This is a genomic window from Allocoleopsis franciscana PCC 7113, from assembly GCF_000317515.1.
Classification (GTDB): Bacteria; Cyanobacteriota; Cyanobacteriia; order Cyanobacteriales; family Coleofasciculaceae; genus Allocoleopsis; species Allocoleopsis franciscana.
The window spans coordinates 1,349,953-1,367,102 of sequence record NC_019738.1; the positions used below are offsets into that span (position 1 = coordinate 1,349,953).

At 46.4% G+C, this 17,150-nt stretch carries 20 protein-coding genes and 1 pseudogene; 12 read left to right on the forward strand and 9 right to left on the reverse strand.

Annotated elements, in window-relative coordinates:
* The first annotated feature begins 24 nt into the window (after positions 1–24).
* Both MIC7113_RS05700 and MIC7113_RS05705 read left to right on the forward strand, forming a co-directional pair.
* Complete coding sequence (locus MIC7113_RS05700; protein WP_015181226.1) at positions 25–417, forward strand: hypothetical protein; 393 nt, start codon at positions 25–27, stop codon at positions 415–417.
* Positions 404–874: a type II toxin-antitoxin system VapC family toxin gene (locus tag MIC7113_RS05705; RefSeq protein WP_015181227.1), complete on the forward strand. Its 471-nt coding sequence runs from the start codon at positions 404–406 to the stop codon at positions 872–874. The genes MIC7113_RS05700 and MIC7113_RS05705 overlap by 14 nt, the downstream gene beginning before the upstream one ends.
* 42 nt (positions 875–916) lie before the next feature.
* Here MIC7113_RS05705 and gvpU read toward each other — a convergent pair whose 3' ends face one another.
* The 3 genes from gvpU to MIC7113_RS05720 all read right to left on the reverse strand — a co-directional run bounded on the left by gvpU (position 917) and on the right by MIC7113_RS05720 (position 3,242).
* Positions 917–1,354, reverse strand: coding sequence for a gas vesicle accessory protein GvpU (gene gvpU, locus MIC7113_RS05710; RefSeq protein ID WP_015181228.1), 438 nt, complete (start codon positions 1,352–1,354; stop codon positions 917–919).
* Between the two features lie 79 nt (positions 1,355–1,433).
* Positions 1,434–2,600: a 5-(carboxyamino)imidazole ribonucleotide synthase gene (locus MIC7113_RS05715; RefSeq protein ID WP_015181229.1), complete on the reverse strand. Its 1,167-nt coding sequence runs from the start codon at positions 2,598–2,600 to the stop codon at positions 1,434–1,436.
* Positions 2,601–2,741: 141 nt separating this feature from the next.
* Positions 2,742–3,242, reverse strand: coding sequence for a pentapeptide repeat-containing protein (locus tag MIC7113_RS05720; protein WP_015181230.1), 501 nt, complete (start codon positions 3,240–3,242; stop codon positions 2,742–2,744).
* A gap of 453 nt (positions 3,243–3,695) precedes the next feature.
* On the opposite strand from MIC7113_RS05720, the gene MIC7113_RS05725 reads away from it, so the two are divergent.
* Positions 3,696–4,043, forward strand: coding sequence for a phage holin family protein (locus MIC7113_RS05725; protein ID WP_015181231.1), 348 nt, complete (start codon positions 3,696–3,698; stop codon positions 4,041–4,043).
* Here the strand turns inward: MIC7113_RS05725 and cobJ are convergent.
* Both cobJ and MIC7113_RS05735 read right to left on the reverse strand, forming a co-directional pair.
* A complete protein-coding gene (cobJ, locus tag MIC7113_RS05730) occupies positions 4,015–6,015 on the reverse strand; it encodes a precorrin-3B C(17)-methyltransferase (protein WP_015181232.1) in 2,001 nt (666 codons plus the stop codon). The genes MIC7113_RS05725 and cobJ overlap by 29 nt on opposite strands.
* A 125-nt stretch (positions 6,016–6,140) precedes the next feature.
* A complete protein-coding gene (locus MIC7113_RS05735) occupies positions 6,141–7,631 on the reverse strand; it encodes a hypothetical protein (RefSeq protein ID WP_015181233.1) in 1,491 nt (496 codons plus the stop codon).
* An 87-nt stretch (positions 7,632–7,718) separates the two neighbouring features.
* Here MIC7113_RS05735 and MIC7113_RS05740 point away from each other — a divergent pair, with 87 nt between their 5' ends.
* The 4 genes and pseudogenes from MIC7113_RS05740 to MIC7113_RS05750 all read left to right on the forward strand — a co-directional run bounded on the left by MIC7113_RS05740 (position 7,719) and on the right by MIC7113_RS05750 (position 9,776).
* Positions 7,719–7,922, forward strand: coding sequence for a hypothetical protein (locus MIC7113_RS05740; protein ID WP_041779914.1), 204 nt, complete (start codon positions 7,719–7,721; stop codon positions 7,920–7,922).
* Positions 7,923–8,195: 273 nt separating this feature from the next.
* Positions 8,196–8,486, forward strand: a pseudogene (locus tag MIC7113_RS39180) (EAL domain-containing protein); the annotation flags it as partial.
* A gap of 121 nt (positions 8,487–8,607) precedes the next feature.
* Positions 8,608–9,069: a hypothetical protein gene (locus MIC7113_RS05745; RefSeq protein ID WP_015181234.1), complete on the forward strand. Its 462-nt coding sequence runs from the start codon at positions 8,608–8,610 to the stop codon at positions 9,067–9,069.
* A 65-nt stretch (positions 9,070–9,134) separates the two neighbouring features.
* Positions 9,135–9,776: a Uma2 family endonuclease gene (locus tag MIC7113_RS05750; RefSeq protein ID WP_015181235.1), complete on the forward strand. Its 642-nt coding sequence runs from the start codon at positions 9,135–9,137 to the stop codon at positions 9,774–9,776.
* 70 nt (positions 9,777–9,846) lie between these two features.
* Here the strand turns inward: MIC7113_RS05750 and MIC7113_RS37950 are convergent, their stop codons facing one another.
* On the reverse strand, positions 9,847–10,449 hold the full coding sequence (locus MIC7113_RS37950; RefSeq protein ID WP_015181236.1) for a hypothetical protein: 603 nt from the start codon (positions 10,447–10,449) through the stop codon (positions 9,847–9,849).
* A gap of 338 nt (positions 10,450–10,787) precedes the next feature.
* Here MIC7113_RS37950 and MIC7113_RS05760 point away from each other — a divergent pair, with 338 nt between their 5' ends.
* Both MIC7113_RS05760 and MIC7113_RS05765 read left to right on the forward strand, forming a co-directional pair.
* A complete protein-coding gene (locus tag MIC7113_RS05760) occupies positions 10,788–11,030 on the forward strand; it encodes a helix-turn-helix transcriptional regulator (RefSeq protein ID WP_015181237.1) in 243 nt (80 codons plus the stop codon).
* Between the two features lie 27 nt (positions 11,031–11,057).
* Positions 11,058–11,300, forward strand: coding sequence for a helix-turn-helix transcriptional regulator (locus tag MIC7113_RS05765; RefSeq protein WP_015181238.1), 243 nt, complete (start codon positions 11,058–11,060; stop codon positions 11,298–11,300).
* A gap of 7 nt (positions 11,301–11,307) precedes the next feature.
* Here the strand turns inward: MIC7113_RS05765 and MIC7113_RS05770 are convergent, their stop codons facing one another.
* Positions 11,308–11,913, reverse strand: coding sequence for a Uma2 family endonuclease (locus tag MIC7113_RS05770; protein WP_015181239.1), 606 nt, complete (start codon positions 11,911–11,913; stop codon positions 11,308–11,310).
* A gap of 51 nt (positions 11,914–11,964) precedes the next feature.
* Here MIC7113_RS05770 and MIC7113_RS35995 point away from each other — a divergent pair, with 51 nt between their 5' ends.
* Together MIC7113_RS35995 and MIC7113_RS05775 are read left to right on the forward strand one after the other, a co-directional pair.
* Positions 11,965–12,129 (forward strand): hypothetical protein, encoded by a 165-nt coding sequence (locus MIC7113_RS35995; protein WP_155897942.1) that lies wholly within the window; start codon positions 11,965–11,967, stop codon positions 12,127–12,129.
* Positions 12,130–12,151: 22 nt separating this feature from the next.
* Positions 12,152–13,051: a restriction endonuclease PLD domain-containing protein gene (locus MIC7113_RS05775; RefSeq protein ID WP_015181240.1), complete on the forward strand. Its 900-nt coding sequence runs from the start codon at positions 12,152–12,154 to the stop codon at positions 13,049–13,051.
* Positions 13,052–13,108: 57 nt separating this feature from the next.
* Here MIC7113_RS05775 and MIC7113_RS05780 read toward each other — a convergent pair whose 3' ends face one another.
* On the reverse strand, positions 13,109–13,423 hold the full coding sequence (locus tag MIC7113_RS05780; RefSeq protein WP_015181241.1) for a hypothetical protein: 315 nt from the start codon (positions 13,421–13,423) through the stop codon (positions 13,109–13,111).
* A gap of 156 nt (positions 13,424–13,579) precedes the next feature.
* Here MIC7113_RS05780 and MIC7113_RS05785 point away from each other — a divergent pair, with 156 nt between their 5' ends.
* Positions 13,580–13,942: a hypothetical protein gene (locus MIC7113_RS05785; RefSeq protein ID WP_015181242.1), complete on the forward strand. Its 363-nt coding sequence runs from the start codon at positions 13,580–13,582 to the stop codon at positions 13,940–13,942.
* Between the two features lie 273 nt (positions 13,943–14,215).
* On the opposite strand, the gene topA is transcribed toward MIC7113_RS05785, so the two are convergent.
* On the reverse strand, positions 14,216–16,888 hold the full coding sequence (gene topA / locus MIC7113_RS05790; protein WP_015181243.1) for a type I DNA topoisomerase: 2,673 nt from the start codon (positions 16,886–16,888) through the stop codon (positions 14,216–14,218).
* Positions 16,889–17,150 lie beyond the last annotated feature (262 nt).

Here is a 17,150-nt window from a genome sequence, read left to right on the forward strand (position 1 = left end):
AGTCTTGGGCAAAGGATTGATGATATGGCGATGATAGTTATCCGAATGGAGATAACAGGAGGTACACAACAACATGATGCTGAACTTAGGCAAATTATCGTAGAATCTGTTAAAAGTACTGTACCGCATAGTCTCTCGACCCGTAGAAGAAAGAAAAGTGGGTTGTCTACCAAAAAACGGGATGTATCAAGTGAGATGCTCAAGAGAGTTGAAAGAGTTTCGTTTGAAGCTTTAAAGCACGTACCACAGGTTGTTAGCGATACGTTAGATAGAACACAGCAAAGACGGAAAAGACTAGATAAGCTTTCACCAGAGCGCCGAGAGTTGTATGAGCGAATCAAGAAGCTGCGGGATGAAGTTGGTTCTGTTGACTTCAATATCGTAGATACTTTAAGGGAGATGCGTGAATCTACCTGAGCGCTTAGTGATTGATGCAAGCGTTGCGGCTAAATGGTTTCTCAGGGATGCTATAGAAAGCGATGTTGACCTAGCTAGCGACATCCTTCTAGCGTCTTTAGCCGATGAAGTTGAGTTACATGCTCCTCAAATTCTTCCTTACGAGGTGTGTGGTCTTCTAGCAAGAGCCTGCGGACAGGTTAAAGGGAATCTACCGCGTCTCGATAAAATACGAGCCATAGAGTTTGCCAGAGCCTTTTTCCAGATTCCAATTCAAATATCTACGGCAGTTGAGGATGAATGCATAGCAGCAGTGGGAATGGCTGTAGACTATGCTAAAGGTTCATATGATATGACCTACATCCGATTGGCTGAAACACTAAATTGCCAATGGTGTACCGCTGACGAACAAGCAATTAGGGTTGTGCCTAGCGGCTTTCCGTTACACCGTGTTCTTTTACTTTCGACGCTTAGATAGAGTGTGAATCGCGTTTCTCAAGAGCTTACCATCTACATCTACTCAAGATTCGATGATGCCTAGAAAGAATCCATCAACCTCGTCCAATCTTCCTCTCCAATAAACCCCTGTTCCTGGAGACACAACACTGTCGCCAAATCTAAACCTGGCATCAGATAGATGAATATACTGGCGAGGAGGAAGTTCTTCTTGCTCTCTTCGGACTTTTGAATACTCTTGACTTGCATTCCGGTAAGATTCAGCAATAATTTGACCTATTTTCTGATTACCAGTGGCAGATTCAAACCCTTGAGCAATTCCCTCAAGATATTTCTGGAAACTGATGATGTTACCAGAAATCAGTAAGCCATGAATAGTTAGAGTAACTCCCAAGCTAATATCCTGCACTTCTGCTAAAGATACAAAGGTTTCTAACATTAAATCTACTGAAAGGGAAGCTCCCTCAGCTTCTTCAAACTCTCTAGCCTGCGATTCAGTCATCTTCTTGTTCAAGTTTAATTATAAAATTTAAGCTTTACAGTTATGCAATCTAACTATAACAATGCTCCATCCTTAAATCCTATCTGTTGTACCAAAGAGACTCGATTTCCTTAGCTTTCGCCTGTGCCTCCGAGGGTTCTTGAGAATCTAGTAAAACCGTAACATGACCTAACTTACGTCCAGGACGAGATTCGCTTTTCCCGTACCAATGGACAACAGCCCCAGGCAGACTCGCCAACTTTTGTCGCTTTTCCAGATAATCATTCTGGGAATATTCATAACCCAAGAGATTTACCATCACCGCACTGTTACATTTAAGCGCTGGACTTCCCAAAGCTAAACCCGTAACCGCCCTTAGTTGTTGTTCAAACTGAGACGTTTCACAGGCATCTAGGGTATAGTGCCCGGAATTATGGGTGCGAGGCGACACTTCATTGACTAAAATCTTGCCATCCGTAGTCAAAAATAGTTCAATACCAAAGATGCCTACGGCTTGTAGACTGTTTAACAGAGTACGTGCGATCGCCTCAACTTCTGCTACTACCTCTGCACTCACCTGTGCAGGTACAATAACACGGCGACAAACCTGTTCTTCTTGCTGAGTTTCCACCACCGAATAAACAACAACATCCCCAGCCAAAGAACGGGCAGCCATAACCCCTAACTCTCGTTCAAAAGGAATAAATTCCTCTAGTAAAACAGGTGTATGTCCTAACTTTTTCCAACTTTTCTGTAAGCTACTGCTGTCTTTAATAATAAACGTGCCTTGCCCGTCATAACCGTGGCGTCGTGCTTTGAGAACAACAGGAAAATCTAATTCCTTCAAATTCATCGGTTGCCCAAAGGATTCCCCATGAGCGAATTCCTCATTCCCCACTTCCCCTTCAAGCGTCATAAAACCAGGCTGAGGTATACCAATCTCTTCCAAATAACAGCGCTGGTGATATTTATCCAACAAAGGTGCTAACGCTTCTAAGCGCGGGCGAAAGCAGACACCCTGCTGTGCCAAAGGCATCAACGCTTCTAAGTTGATAAACTCATTTTCAAAGGTGATGACATCACAGCGAGTTGCGAGTTCGGCGGTGGCAGCAGCATCATCAATCGGGGCAAAAATAGTTTCAGTTGCAATTTCAACTGCTGGATCGGTAGGATGGGGCGTCTGAATAATGAGTTCAATTCCTAATGCCTGACGCGCACCTGCCATCATCCAAGCTAGTTGCCCTCCACCAATCACACCAACACGCATAATCTTTATTCTGTGCTACTACATGAGAACCAATATTTTCTCACTTTAATCCATTATTCACTGACTTTTCTCCCGGTAAGGAGATATCCCCCTAACGTCGTTTCTCGAAGCTAAAAAGATAGATATTATTAAACAAAACAATTAACGACAACCCAGAGAATCGCGAGTCGAGACACCCGTTTGTGAATTCACACCCGTTGCTTTGGTACAGAGTTCTTTGATTTGGGCACCATCGAGAATCGCATCACTGAAATCTGCACCCGTAATATCAACATTGTCAAACGTGGAGCGCAACATGATACTCTCAGTGAGAACAGCATCACTTAAATCGGCATTGGTAAAGCTTACCTGATCGATCATTGCATTACTTAAATCCGCCCCATGTAAATTTGCATGAGTCATCACCGAGGCACTAAAAATTGTTCCCCGCAAATCAGCATCAGTAAAGTTAGTCCGTTCTAAATTAGCATTAGAAAACTCAGCAGATCGTAATGTTTGACCTGAAAAGTCCTTCCCTTTAAGTTCTGCATTGCTATAAGACAAAGGAGGTGGATAATATTTAGTCGCCTGTGCTAATGCGGGTAGAGGACAGCACCAAACAATCAGTGCCAAAAGAAATGTAGCTAGTCGCCGAACAATCATAGTCAATTAATACTCAGCTAGGTGGTAAGCCAATCTCGCTCAGGATTTGATACCGAATCCACTTGCTTAGTGTCGCATCGAAACGTTGAACCGCCAACCTACTTAAGAAGAATGGCACTGACTTAAGCCCTGAACTAAAGTACCCTACCCTTCGGGAACGCTTCGCGAACGGGCTAATAGCTAAAACCCGTTTCAACGGGTTAAAAAGCTTATCCAGTAAGCTTTAGCTTACTTCAGCTTTGAGCCTGAAATTGATTTCAAGGCTCTTATTTGAGTGACATAACATGGGTTGGTAGTCAGCACTTCGGTGGTGGAGGCGATCGCATCGCTTACGACAAACTTTTAAGTCAGTGACATTCTACCTAAGAACTAAAGTGTTGCGAAGGCAAAGGACGAACAGGCCAGTCTCCAGGTAGGATGAGGATACTGTATAGAAGTTGTTCAACAAAGGTCATGCCAAACTTCTTGTTGACTTGGTTAGTTGCGGCTGTGTCATTGGTGATTACAGCCTATCTAGTACCGGGCTTTGTGATCAATAGCTTTATCGCGGCTTTGATCGCAGCGGTGATTTTAGGGTTAGTCAATGCGATTATAAAACCGATTTTAGTCCTTCTGACGCTGCCGATCACCATTGTGAGCCTAGGCTTGTTTCTGTTTGTGGTTAACGCCATCACCATTTGGCTAGCGGGTGCTATCACCCCTGGTTTTGATGTGAGAGGCTTTATTCCTGCTTTAATCGGTTCAATTGTGCTAACGATAGTCAGCAGTGTGCTTAACCATCTGGTTGGCGATCGCTTTTAGGTGAATTCCGTCCTGTTGATTCGCTCTCAAAGCCGAGATAACCTCGTGGGGTAATCATCCAATCCCCATGAGTTCCGGTACTTTCGTTGCCGATCAGCACTGTCGTGAGCATATCAATGGGCGCGTCCAAGAGTTTTTCTAAAGTGGTGAGAGTAATCTGTTCGTCTTGGCGATAGGCAGAGCGAACCAGCGCCACGGGCGTCATTGGCTTACGATACTTTAAGAAGATAGCTCTGGCTGTGGCAATCTGCTCTGTGCGAGTGCGCGATCGCGGATTATACAACGCCGTGACAAAATCAGCTTGGGCTGCGGCAATTAGACGCTTTTCAATCATCTCCCAAGGCGTTAACAAGTCACTTAAGCTAATTGCACAGAAGTCATGCATCAATGGCGCACCCACACGAGACGCCGCCGATTGCAAGGCGGTAATTCCCGGAAATACCTGTACCCCCGGAACCTTGCCATCCCAACCTTTAGCACGAAGTTCTTCTAACACCAATCCCGCCATGCCGTAAATCCCACAATCCCCAGAGGAGACAACGGCTACCGTTAAACCCCACTGTGCCAATTCAATCGCTCTTTCTGCCCGTTGCCGTTCCTGCGTAATCGGTAGCGCTTCTACAATCTGCCCCGGACGTAGCAGAGGGGCAATTAAATCAATATAAAGAGAGTAGCCAATCACGACATCCGCACGGGAGATGGCAGTTTGAGCCGCAGGCGTGATCTGATCTAATTGTCCTGGCCCTGTACCGACGAGTAATAATTGACCAGTACGCCCAGTATATTCTCGTTCCGATTGAGCGATCGCAACTGTCACTGCCCCCTGAGGATTTTGCCTAGGGGAGCGAAAGATTTGTTTAGGTACTAAAAGGGCGGGAGATTGGGCGGCAAAAATAGCGGCGGCTTCGGCAACGCTGGGGGTTCCTACTTCTTTATCTACAACCGCTGAGGGATTGGGCACATTTACACCCCGCAGGATATCGGCAGGGAAGATGCATAAAGGCCAATTGCGTTCGCGACATACTTCTATTAATCCCACTTCATCAGCTTTAATATCGATGGTGGCAATTCCTGCGATCGCACTTTCAGCTAAGTGATGTTGCTGACAAACTTGCTCAATTGCCGTCTCAATTAACGCTCTGGATGTCCCTCGTTCGCAACCAATTCCCACCCACAACACCCGTGGATGCCACTGGACTTCTGGGAAATCCGATTCGGGTGAAAATCGCCTTTGTGTTGGGCTAATCCAAATCTTTGCTTTGGGCATCAAATTGGGATTTTGGCTCCCCCCCTTCATAAGGGGGGGTAAGGGGGGGTGGGATTTGGGATTTTGGGGTTGTTCTTGAGACTCAATAATTTCTGATTCGGTTGCAGAATACTTAGGAAATCCGAACTGAAATGGATGCCCTTGAGGAAGATGGTGTTGCCACAGCGTTGAGCCTGCTTCTTGCATCACCTCAACCCGTTCACCTCGCGCCACTGCTGCACTAACGCCCGTCCAATCTCCCTCCCCCCGTTGCCAACCGAAGGGAACACCCAAGATATCCACTCCTGGTAAGCCTAACCCAGCAGAAGCGCCGGTTAAAACAGGAGTTGCTCCCAGTTGAAGCGCTATCATTCTTGCCAATTGCTCCGCTTTGCCTTGATGTCCACTACATAAACTGATGACAAACTTTCCCTGTTCATCAACGACAACAACGGCGGGGTCGCGGGATTTATCCTCTAAAAGAGGAGCAATCAGCCGCACTACGGCTCCAGTAGCTAAACAGAACACAAAGGCGCGGTGGTGGTGCCATAAGCTGGCAATATGGTCTTTGAGAGAACCCGTGTAGTTTTGAGCCTGTTCAATGTTGAGTGACTCTGGCACCCAAAGGCTTGCACCACTGGTTTGACACAGAGGTTGCAATCGTTGGGCACCAGTAGGGGTGGTGGCAACAAGGGCTAGGGGTTGAAAGTCTTGGAAAAGCAACACAAAAAATTAATTAGAGCCAGGAATTTTCACAAACGCCAATTTTATCTTCAAATAAGTTAATTTTCTGGCACTACAAGAATTTCAGCCTAATTAATGGGTTCCCTTAGCACTCATCACCTTTGAGTTCACACCTCTGAAACCACCTCTTGCCCAAGTTTGCTGATAGCCGCTGGATAAGGCTCAAATGTCAGGGTTGTCTCTCCACTCAATCCTCGCAAAGCATTGGCACGGCTTTCAAAAAGCTGCTCCACAGCGTCTATCACTGTCCTGATTGCCTTATAGTCACATTCTCTCAGGAATTCATCCGTAGAAAGCTTGCCTGCAAAGAACTCCTTGGCACGTTGAATGAGATGTCGCACGGAGGGAAACCCCATGGCATTGACAATAAAGGTTGCGATCGGGGAATTTTTGAGGTCGTAGGAGGAGTCCTGATTTCGTCCCTTCCTCAACAGTTCTAGCACCTCACGTTCCAATGGCGTTTCTGGGGGGTGAACGCTGGGAATATCGGGCAAAAATTGTTCCAAAGAGGGGGTTTTGAGTCCTGCTATGGGTAATTCTCCCATCATGGTTGAAAGGGGAATATCGCGATCGCGTCCTCCTACCAATCGCCTAGACAGTGCTTCAATAATTGCGATCGAGACGAGTTTGCATCCTAAATAAAGCTTGGCGACCTCTAGATTTTTGCGAGTTTTTAATATCAGCTCTTGGTAAGTTTCGTCATCTGGCTCTCCCATAAACCGCTGAAACACTTGTTCTGGAGACAGGAAATTCATGAATCCTTCCATATTTTGCAGCGATCGGCGATAGCCTGCAACCGTGTAGGAATTGGCATGAATTAGCTCATGATTGGTTTCGGGCAACAAATTCCAGGTATTGTCTAAAAAATCGGCTGAATTGGGATAAGCAAAATTCTCTACATCCCGGTTGGAGAGTCGCACACAGCGTTTAACAATTTCAATAATTTGAGGCTCATTCCATCCAAAGTTAAACTGTTGATTCGCTGCGATTAATCGTTGGTACAACATCTCGCTAGGAGTTAAGCCGGATGGAGACAACGGACGAAACGGAATCGTTGCTTCGATACAAGCGACGATTTGAGCAATCACACCAGGACTCAAAACAGGCTCCAAAGACCGTGCTGCAATTAGCGCACTCAAGAATTCATTTTGCCCTGCCATGGGAGAAAGCACCTGATTCGGCGAAAAGCCAAATATCGTTGCAACAATATCAAACATCGCTGAGGCAGGCATGTCAGAGGATTCTCGAATCACCAATTGCCCTTTGGCTCCCTTACCTTTGGCTTCCTTAACCTCTATACCTTTAACTTCCTTAACAAAAGGAGCGATATAACTGCCGATGTTGATACTGACACCATGATCGACTTGCACATACACAAGGTCATGAAATAAAGCCGCTAAGACCTCAACAGCATTAACTGACCCACCGACCTCAAAAATGTGATCGGGCGTATGAAAATAGCGCCAAGGGCCGGTCATGGTTTGGATAATCAACTCGGTGATAATCTCAAGTTGTGTCGGCTCGACTTTGCCTTGTAGCTGTTCAATCGCCCAAACCAAACGATCTTTGCAACGAGTGTGAGCAACCTCTAAATCCATAAGTACCACCCTTTTCCCCGATCTAGATCATTCCTGAAAGACACGGACTCAGCAGCGCTTGAGACACCGACACTAGCAACCTGTTCCTTGACATTCTGTGGCGAACAGCGCCATCCCGCCACTGCTGTTAGTAGTTCCCTTACTTTACTCGATGAAGACGGCAACTGCCGTGAAGACTATTGGGAGAATTATGGTTTAGCTTTGAGCAAGGGAAATCTCAAGAAAAAAGAAAATCTTAACATTTTGTCTGCGATCACTCTGCTACCACTTAGCTTTGCGGAACACCAATAGAGTGGGAGTTGTGGTGAACTGTAACCGAGATAACATTTTTCCACCCCATCTGAGTCAAACCAGGGTTTAGCTGAAGGTTATGCTTGCATGACGTTTAGTAGTCAAGGCTTGACATGTTTGATGGGGGGTTATAGATTTTTTGTGTCAATCATTTCCTCAACACAGAGATGGTAGGGTTGGTCATTGGAGGTAGCTGATGTGCTACAGAATATTCCTCAAGAGTCAATCAGTAGTAAAGCACTGCAAGCCGCCCTATTATAAAATCGCTTTTGCTTATATTCTCAGCCTATCATTCCGCTAACGCCTCAAGAAGGCTCACTCATTCACCAGGAAATTTTATTACGAATGGTAGGGCATGATGGTCAGATCATTCCGCCCAACAATTTTCTGCCCCATGCAGAACAATATGGATTGATGCCGGCGATTGACCGCTGGGTGTTAGAATCTTTCTTCAATAGCCTTCCCAACCCAAGTAAGTGTATGGGGTGTTGGGCGAGGGGTGACTATTGTGGTTGTCTGAATTCTTTAAATTTATCAGGCTCCAGAGACCTCTCCAGAAATTAGATTTCAGCGCAGGTAAAACAAGGGTTTCAGGTTCTTTTTTGGAGATGTCTAATGGAGCAAGTGGCGCAAGATCTGAGTAAACTTAACTTCTACTCCAAGTCACGACACCAATCACAGCAATATGGATAAAACAGGAACGACGCGCCAACTTGCTATTCTTGCCCCCGTACCAGAGGAACACCTTCTTTCTTGGCAAAAAGAGGGAGAACAGGCAAAAGTAGCTTTTGGCAGCATGGCTTTTGAAGTGTTCCGTCAAGCCGATGAACTGCGGGGTGATCAAGCTGTGGAGGTGTTTATCTATGCATCCTTGGCGGAAAATCGACCTTTGAACTCAGAAGTCTCATGGCACGGCTTGTATGTGGGGCATGTTCAGTCTCGTGGGGGTAGACACCCACAGGGCATGAAATATCGTCCTCCTGCTACAGCCAGCGAAAAGCCAAGGTGGGCTATTTTTTGGGAAGTTGAAGAACTTCAACCTTTATCCTCGCCGATTGCGATCGCATCTTTCAAAGGATTAGGTAAAAAGTCGAACTACCCGTCTCGCTTTACCCCTGAAGAACCCTTGCTGATTGCCTATCCCTAGCGTCTGCGAAAGCAGAGTTGCCCCTACGTTAAAATCTGAGTGAGCGGTAGCCGAAAAGGGTTGTTATGAGCCAACTACAAGCTAAACTCCCAACCGATACCTGGGTGAATGCCACCTGGGATGAATACATCAAGGCAATCAGCAATCCAACCTACGAAAACGCTAGGGGCTACTACTACAACGGACGCATGAGGTTGGAGATGTCTGCACTGGGTAACCCTCATTCTCGCGATCATTTCATTGTTATTGCTGCGATCGCTCTGTTTACAAGTATTCGAGGCATTGACTTGGATGGTCACGATAACTGTACTTACCGTAAGACAGGCTGTGCAGAAGCGCAACCCGATGTCTCGTTTTATGTGGGTGCCAATGCAGAAACCGTTCCTTGGGAAGTCACTATCATCGATCTGGATACCTACTCACCGCCTGACTTGGTGATTGAGGTTGCTTATTCTTCTTTGGCAGATGATAAGGGTGAGAAACGTTTGCTCTACGAATCCCTTGGAGTGCGCGAATATTGGATTATTGATGTGCAAAATGTTCAGGTCATTGCCTTTGAAATTCAGAATCGAGGGAGTCGTAGAATTGATGAATCTCAGGTGCTTCCCGGTTTGGAGATGGCAGTTTTAGAGGAAGCGTTTCGGCGTAGTCGGCAAATGAATCATGGAAAAGTCAGTGCTTGGTTGTTGTCTCAGTTTCAGGTTTAATATCCCCCTAAATCCCCCTTTTTAAGGGGGACTTTGACAGGGGTGGGGTTTGAACATTTTGGCAAGAGGCTCAATGATCAGCCGTCACAGTTGCCTGATCGAATATCACCTCAAATTCCGCTGCTGGCATCCACTTGCCCAGAAAGCGCTTGTGATTTTCTGCCTCGGTGCGGTTATAGAAACGAGCTACTGTATAGTGTTGAGCGTTTGGCAAGAGTCTGACAAGTGTCCAAGGGTAATTTTGCTGATGCCAGATGCGATCTGCACTACCCTTCGGGAACGCCTGCCGAAGGATGCCCGAAGGGCTGTAGGGCGAATGCAGCAGCGCTTCGCTATCGCTTCCGACACCTGTGCAAAGCTGATCGTCTTGAGCCGGAAAACTTTGTTGAGATGTGCTGGAGTGCGTTTCCATACTCCGACCACAGCCTCGATGTTCCAATATAGAATGAATCTGTGATAGAAGTTGCTCTCGCTCTGGTGTGCCATCGTTAGGTAATAAACTCCAGTCACCGACAGGTGCGGGTAGCCAAGTCAGGGTATAGGAAACGGTATTTTTGCGAAAGTGCCAAGACAAGCGCTGTGTGTGCTTACGGCATTGGAAACCGTCAGCTCTTAGAGCCGCAACAATCCTGTCCCCCTCAGCTTTGAGGCGAAGCCATTGTGAATGTTTCATTGCTATTATTGTTGTGATGATTTATTTAGAGAGAGGCGATCGCGCCTTGGGCAAAGTGTATGCGATCGCTCATTTCTCCCGGAAGACTTAAAACGGTACGAGCTAGTCATTTCTTGATAATCGTCTAGGCGTCACCTCCTTCGTTCACTTATTTATCCACCAGAATTGCAGTCCACTTGAGTGGACTTGAGCTATGAGCCAAGAGTTAAAGCTCTTGGCGGATTTGCCTGGTATGAGAAACTACCCATAGGGAGACTGGGAAACTTCCTCTGGGGGTTTTCCTATTATGTTTGGTTGTTTGGTGTTATTCAAGGACAAGTTGTCCTTTTATAGGTAAAGTGTTAAAGGATAAGGATCGGAATAGCGAGCCTAACTTGCCAACTCTGAGAGAAGTTCGTGAACGTTTGAATATGACTCAGAAAGAATTTGCTCGTGAACTTGGGACAACACCCCGAACAATCGGGCGTCACGAAAGAGGGGAACACAAACTCAGGCTGACTCTAGGACAAATCAAACGATTGAAAGAACTTCTCGAACAAGCTGGAATGTCAATTGATGACTTACCTGACGATATCGATTGAGAAACCATCAACTGATAGCTAGCTAAGATGGCAAACCATAAAAACTCAAATAGCAACCCCAATTTTCCAAGTCTCAAGCAAGTACGTGAGCGTTTAGGCATGACTCAGGAGCAATTCGCTCAGGAAATAGGGATTACCAGCCGGACAATTAGAAATCATGAAACAGGAGCAAACCAACTGAAGCTTTCTCTAGGACAATTCAAACGATTGAAAGAACTCTTAGAGCAAGCTGGAATGTCGATCGATGACTTACCTGACGATATCGACTGAGAAACCGTCAACTGTCGGATGTTGCGATTTCTGTTGACTCAAACTCAACCTTATCATAAAGGTCTTCAATCAATATTTGAAACGGAATAGAGTTTAGAGTGACGGTTTCATCAACATTGTCATACTCAGCAAAAGTCCAGCGTTTTTGCTCAGTTTTGAAGTATTGCTCAATATGCATGGTGTATTGGTCAATGAGGAGATATTCTTTAAAATTTGGAATAGTTCGATAGGCAGCAAATTTTGCATCTTTGTCATAGCTTCTGGTGGATGCTGACAACACTTCAGCAATCATCAAGGGGTTAGTAATGGTGTCCCGTCGTCCTTCTTGCAATTGCAATTCACCCTGAACTACCATGACATCAGGATAAGTATAGATGCGTTTTTTTTGAATCCAAAGGCGTTGGTCGGTGACGAATACTCGATAAGGTTGACGCTTGAGCGCAAAATTCAATGCACCGCTTAGGTTGAGAGCAATTTGATTGTGATTTGGGGTTCCGCCAGTCATTAGGACAATTTCAGTGTTGATGTATTCATGCCGTTCTTCTGAGTTAACCTCAAACTCAAGGTATTCTTCTGGGGTGTAAATTTTTTTATCTTCAGCTTGCATAATCATTTGATTTCAACTCCCAAGGTTTCTATTTGCTGGTTCATCCAGGTAGTTGTAGTGGTTTTGTCTGTTTCAATTGCCCGTTCTACTCCTGTTTTAGCAATTGCTGACAAAGGTTTGGAATATTGGATGATGTGGTGCGATCGCGCTATTGTCTCCTGTCTGTCTCACGCTAAGGGGCATACAATAAGGGTCAAGCCTGCTAAAGGTTCGCGTCAGTAGAGTACACAAGGAGCGAGAAATTATGGAGGTGACTTTTTACACTCAATCTTCGAGAGCGCTTGGCGATATTGTCAAGGAACTCGCTGCGGACAGCAGTTCAATCCGTATCGCAGTGGCGTATTTATCAGCAGATGGTCTTGAAGAAGTTCGTCCCTATTGTCAGGACATTGACGTTCGCATTGTCTGCGGAGTGCATGGGTGTATTTCGGACTTATGGGCGTTGAAGGATTTAGTTTGCCGCCCTGATCTTCAGGTGCAAGGTCACGTTTTTAGCGGACAGAATCTTTTTCATCCAAAACTATACATTTTCAATGGTGTTAGCGAAGGAATGACTGCACTCATCGGTTCACCTAACTTTACTTTCGGTGGTCTAAAGACGAACGAAGAAGTTTATGTTGGAATCAGAGGTCAAGAATCAGCACAACCGATACGAGATGCGGTCAATTACTTTAATAATCTATGGACTCAACGATCAATTTCCGTGGAAAGCTATTTGTTACAACACCCGGAATACAAGGTAAAAGTTCCTATCCACGAGAGTTTGACGCCTGAACAGGATAAAGTGCTAAGTTCATTGAAGGCGGTGGTGCAACGGGAGACATGTTTCACATTTGAAAATGAAGCTATTCCCACTTTATTTAAGGAGGGACGACAAACAATTCCTAAAAAATATAATAACTCGATAGCTAGCTGCAATTTAATGGAGCCACGTCAATCAACACTTTTTGAAATTGTATTACCTGATGGTTCAACTGTAGATGGAAAGATACGTTATGGAAATAATAATTGGGGTGATTATTATGAAATCCTTGTTGGAGACAAGGACAATAGAAGCAAGCTTAATAAATTGATTAGTGAAAATGATATGCTTGAATATTACGTAGATATTGTGCAGCGAATTGTGAGCATAAGACGTGTTTGATAGATGGCGATCGCAACCCAATAAACGGATGCAGTCGTTTTAGGTGGTATTCATCACCTATCCCTCCTGAGCGCAACCCTCTTTCGCTACTTCCGACTGTAAGCCAAGTTGCTGGCGCACTGCTTGTAAGGATTTTCCTCTCTTTACTTTCGGATGAACACTTTGAGTTGGTACATCCGATACAGAGAGAACTTTCTTGCTTAAAGCCGCTTGCAAAAGATTGAGTTCTTCTTGAAGTTCTTCTAGCGATTCTCCGAAAGGCTCGATAGGCTTTTCTGAACAAGCAACAATCGCGGCGTGATCGTCATAATATACTGTGCGGAATGTGTAGCCACCATGGTCAAAGAACACTCGATAATCCCAGTGCATCATAGTTCTTCCTCCTCTCCCTGAAATATGTACTTGTTTCCCTGCTTGGCAGCTATGCGCTCGATACTCACGATTCTAACTGTCTCCTCAACATCCACAATCCCTATCTAAAGTTGAGCCAACTATAATTAGTGAGCATGAGGCTCGAAAGGTTTGGACATGACTACAGTGGCTATCTTGCCAGTATCTGATGCGAGTGGTGAGAGGATTTATCGAGCAGTTGCAGGTGATAAACAATCAACAGGTAAAACCGCAGGTGAAGCGCTAGATGCATTGACTGCCCAGTTAGAAGGCGACGAATTCAGCACATTACTCATTATCCAGAGTTTTCGTCCAGACTGGTTTTTTAGTGCCGAGCAGCAACAGCGTTTATCTGAGTTAATGAATCTGTGGCGAACAGTACGCGATCAAGGGCAGTCACTTCCTCCAGAACAACAAGCAGAGCTAGATAGCCTAGTTGAAGCTGAATTGAAAGCAGCCACAGCCCGAACCGCAGCTTTGGTGCAGCAACTAAATCAATGAACCCTTTCTATACTCTAGTCGCTGACCGTGCTACTCATCGATGAACTCCTCAATCACAAGTAACGGCGCGGCAGCTATGGATTCGCTTAGGCTTGTTTCCTTAAGATTATGGATATCGTAATAGTTTGAAAACCTTACAAAAAAAAATAGAGAGTCGCAAAAGTGACTCTCAATTATCAGGGTGCATCTACTAACCTTAGTATTACACTTAGGGGTGAGGGGTGTCACCCCCTATTTATGAAGAAGCGATGAACTTTGACCAGAGCTAATTCATCATTTCTTCTTCGTGCTCGTCGAAGCGGTTGTTTTTTTCTTCGTCGTCTTAGTGCCGGAAGATGTCCCCGTTGACTTACTCTTCGTTGAGCTGGTGGACTTGCGCGACTTGCTACCTGATTTCTTCGTAGACTCCTTCGCGGATAAAAGCTCAACTGCCGCTTCCATCGTCATCGTTTCCACCGATTGCCCTTCTGGCAGAGAAACATTTGTCTTCCCATGCTTCACATAGGGGCCATAGGGGCCATCATAAATATTCACGGGTTCATCATCCTTGGGATGGGCACCCAGTTCTCGTAACGCCTTCTTGGTTTTGCCTGCACCAGCGCGTCCCTTCTTCGGTTCTGACAATAACTCTAATGCACGTTCTAGAGTAATTGTCAATACATTGTCATGGGATTTGAGCGATCGATAGTCTTTCCCCTCCTTGCCTTGGTCATGAACCACATAAGGGCCAAACCGTCCCAAACTGGCCTGAATTTTCCCCCCTGTCGCAGGATGGGCACCTAAAGTACGGGGCAGAGCCAAAAGACCCAAAGCCATCTCCAAGGTCACATCCTCAATATTCACGCCCTTAGGTAAAGAAGCCTGTTTCGGCTTTTTGTTCTCCTCAGACACATCCCCCAATCGCACATAAGGGCCATAGGGGCCTCTCAAAACGTAAATCGGCTCACCCGTTTCTGGATGAAGTCCGACTTTATCCGGCCCTTCTGTTTTCTGCCGCAGCAGTATCTCTACTTGCTCAGGGTCAAGTTCGGCTGGCGTCAAGTCTTTGGGGATCGATGCCGTCACAACTCCATCGCCATTCTCGGCTTCGATGTAAGCACCAAACTTCCCGATCCGGACTTTCGCCACCAGGTTCTCCAGTTCAACGGTGCGGGCTTGATTGGGGTCAATCTGGCTTTCTTGTTCTTTAACCTGCGTCTCCAGCCCTTTCTCTCCTAAATAGAATTCCCGCAGGTAAGGTAGCCAATCCGCTTCCCCATTGGAAATTTCGTCAAGGGTTTGCTCCATTTTCGAGGTGAAACTGGTATCCACCAGGTTGGGAAAATACTTTTCGAGTAAGCTGGTGACGGCAAAAGCAGTAAAGGTGGGCACTAAGGCGTTGCCGTTCATTTGGGCATAGCCTTTGTCCTGGATAGTGTCAATAATGCTGGCGTAGGTACTGGGACGCCCAATTCCTTCACTTTCCAGCATTTTCACCAAAGAGGCTTCGGTATAGCGGGCGGGAGGCTGGGTTTCATGACCATCCGCTTCGAGTTCACGGCAGTTAGGATGGTCGCCTACTTTGAGCGGTGGCAAAATCACTTCCTGGTCTTCTAACGCCGCTTCAGGGTCATCAGAGCCTTCAACGTAGGCACGTAAGTAACCGGGGAAGTCGATGCGCTTCCCACTCGAACGAAAACCCGCATCTTCAACTTGTAGCTGAACGGTGATTTGGGTTTGCCGGGAGTCCGCCATTTGGCAAGCCACCGTGCGCTTCCAAATCAGGTCATAGAGAGCAAGTTCTCGACCCCCCAAGCCGGTTTCTTTGGGAGTCCGGAACGTGCTACCTGCGGGGCGAATCGCTTCGTGGGCTTCTTGAGCGCCTTTGCTTTTGGTGGCGTACTGGCGGGGTTTGGGGCTGAGGTATTGTTGACCGTACTTTTGCTCGACACAACTCCGTGCGGCGGCGATCGCTTGTTCGGATAAATGCACCGAGTCTGTCCGCATGTAGGTAATATACCCTTGTTCATACAGACTTTGAGCCGTTCGCATGGTGTCACGCGCCGACAAACGAAGTTTGCGGTTGGCTTCCTGTTGTAGGGTCGAAGTCGTAAACGGTGCCGAGGGTTTGCGGGTGACGGGACGTTCTTCTAAATCCGCTACCGTCCAGGTTTTATCCAGTAAGCGTTCTCGCAGTTCTCTGGCTTCGGCTTCACTGAGTAATCGAACCTGCCGACCGGCGATAATTTGACCCGTGTTGGGGTCGAAATCAGCACCTGTTGCCACCTTCACACCACCGACGGTGACGAGTCGGGAATCAAAGGGAGTTTTACTCTGCTCTAAAATCGCCTTCAAGTCCCAGTAACTTCCCTGACGGAACGCTCGACGCTGGCGTTCTCTATTTACCAATAGGCGCACGGATACCGACTGGACGCGACCGGCAGACAATCCCCAAGCAATTTTCTTCCACAGCAGAGGAGAGAGGGTGTAACCCACCAATCGGTCTAAAATCCGTCGGGTTTCTTGAGCGTGAACCAGTTGTTCATCAATATTACGGCAGTTTTTCAGCGCTTTCTTAATCGCTTCCTGGGTGATCTCATGAAACACCATCCGCTTCGTGGGGACTTTCGGCTTGAGCACTTGCAGCAAATGCCAACTGATGCTTTCCCCTTCCCGGTCTTCGTCTGTCGCCAGGACAAGCTCTGTCGCGTCTTTCAGGGCGTCTTTGAGCTGCTGAACAACTTTCTTTTTATCTTTGGGAATGACGTATATCGGTTCAAAGTTAGCTTCTACATTCACTCCCAACTGCGCCCATTTTTCTTCTTTCATGGCAGCGGGAATTTCCGTGGCGGACTGAGGCAGATCGCGCACATGCCCCATCGATGCCTCAACGCGATAGTCAGAGGGCAAGTAATTGCGGATGGTACGTGCTTTAGTGGGAGATTCAACGATAACAAGGGTTGACATAGCAACTTTTGGAAAAATAGCGGCTGGCTAAACAGTCAAATTGGATGAAGAGGGGGCGAAATGTCAAGAGGGCTGATTCAAAACGATGTTCAGAGCCTGATCAACGAGAAGCGTCAGCACAGCGATTCCGCCCTGAGAATCGCCAGCCCTATTGCTAAATGTAGCTTGAGCTCCTTGTCTCTACTTATAGCCGATATCAACGGCGACCCCCATCTCTGGGGATGGTGCCAGAATAAATGCCAAGCTCACTCAAGCGTGAATC

Bases quoted from the DNA above. Each gene is read 5' to 3' on its own strand.
- MIC7113_RS05700 (WP_015181226.1), top strand. From the start codon at position 25: ATGGCGATGATAGTTATCCGAATGGAGATAACAGGAGGTACACAACAA.
- MIC7113_RS05720 (WP_015181230.1), bottom strand. From the start codon at position 3,242: ATGATTGTTCGGCGACTAGCTACATTTCTTTTGGCACTGATTGTTTGG.
- MIC7113_RS05770 (WP_015181239.1), bottom strand. From the start codon at position 11,913: ATGATTATGCAAGCTGAAGATAAAAAAATTTACACCCCAGAAGAATAC.
- MIC7113_RS05785 (WP_015181242.1), top strand. From the start codon at position 13,580: ATGACTACAGTGGCTATCTTGCCAGTATCTGATGCGAGTGGTGAGAGG.
- MIC7113_RS05745 (WP_015181234.1), top strand. From the start codon at position 8,608: ATGGATAAAACAGGAACGACGCGCCAACTTGCTATTCTTGCCCCCGTA.
- MIC7113_RS05725 (WP_015181231.1), top strand. From the start codon at position 3,696: ATGCCAAACTTCTTGTTGACTTGGTTAGTTGCGGCTGTGTCATTGGTG.
- MIC7113_RS05775 (WP_015181240.1), top strand. From the start codon at position 12,152: ATGGAGGTGACTTTTTACACTCAATCTTCGAGAGCGCTTGGCGATATT.
- topA (WP_015181243.1), bottom strand. From the start codon at position 16,888: ATGTCAACCCTTGTTATCGTTGAATCTCCCACTAAAGCACGTACCATC.
- MIC7113_RS05750 (WP_015181235.1), top strand. From the start codon at position 9,135: ATGAGCCAACTACAAGCTAAACTCCCAACCGATACCTGGGTGAATGCC.
- MIC7113_RS05715 (WP_015181229.1), bottom strand. From the start codon at position 2,600: ATGCGTGTTGGTGTGATTGGTGGAGGGCAACTAGCTTGGATGATGGCA.
- MIC7113_RS05780 (WP_015181241.1), bottom strand. From the start codon at position 13,423: ATGATGCACTGGGATTATCGAGTGTTCTTTGACCATGGTGGCTACACA.
- MIC7113_RS37950 (WP_015181236.1), bottom strand. From the start codon at position 10,449: ATGAAACATTCACAATGGCTTCGCCTCAAAGCTGAGGGGGACAGGATT.
- MIC7113_RS05735 (WP_015181233.1), bottom strand. From the start codon at position 7,631: ATGGATTTAGAGGTTGCTCACACTCGTTGCAAAGATCGTTTGGTTTGG.
- gvpU (WP_015181228.1), bottom strand. From the start codon at position 1,354: ATGACTGAATCGCAGGCTAGAGAGTTTGAAGAAGCTGAGGGAGCTTCC.
- MIC7113_RS05765 (WP_015181238.1), top strand. From the start codon at position 11,058: ATGGCAAACCATAAAAACTCAAATAGCAACCCCAATTTTCCAAGTCTC.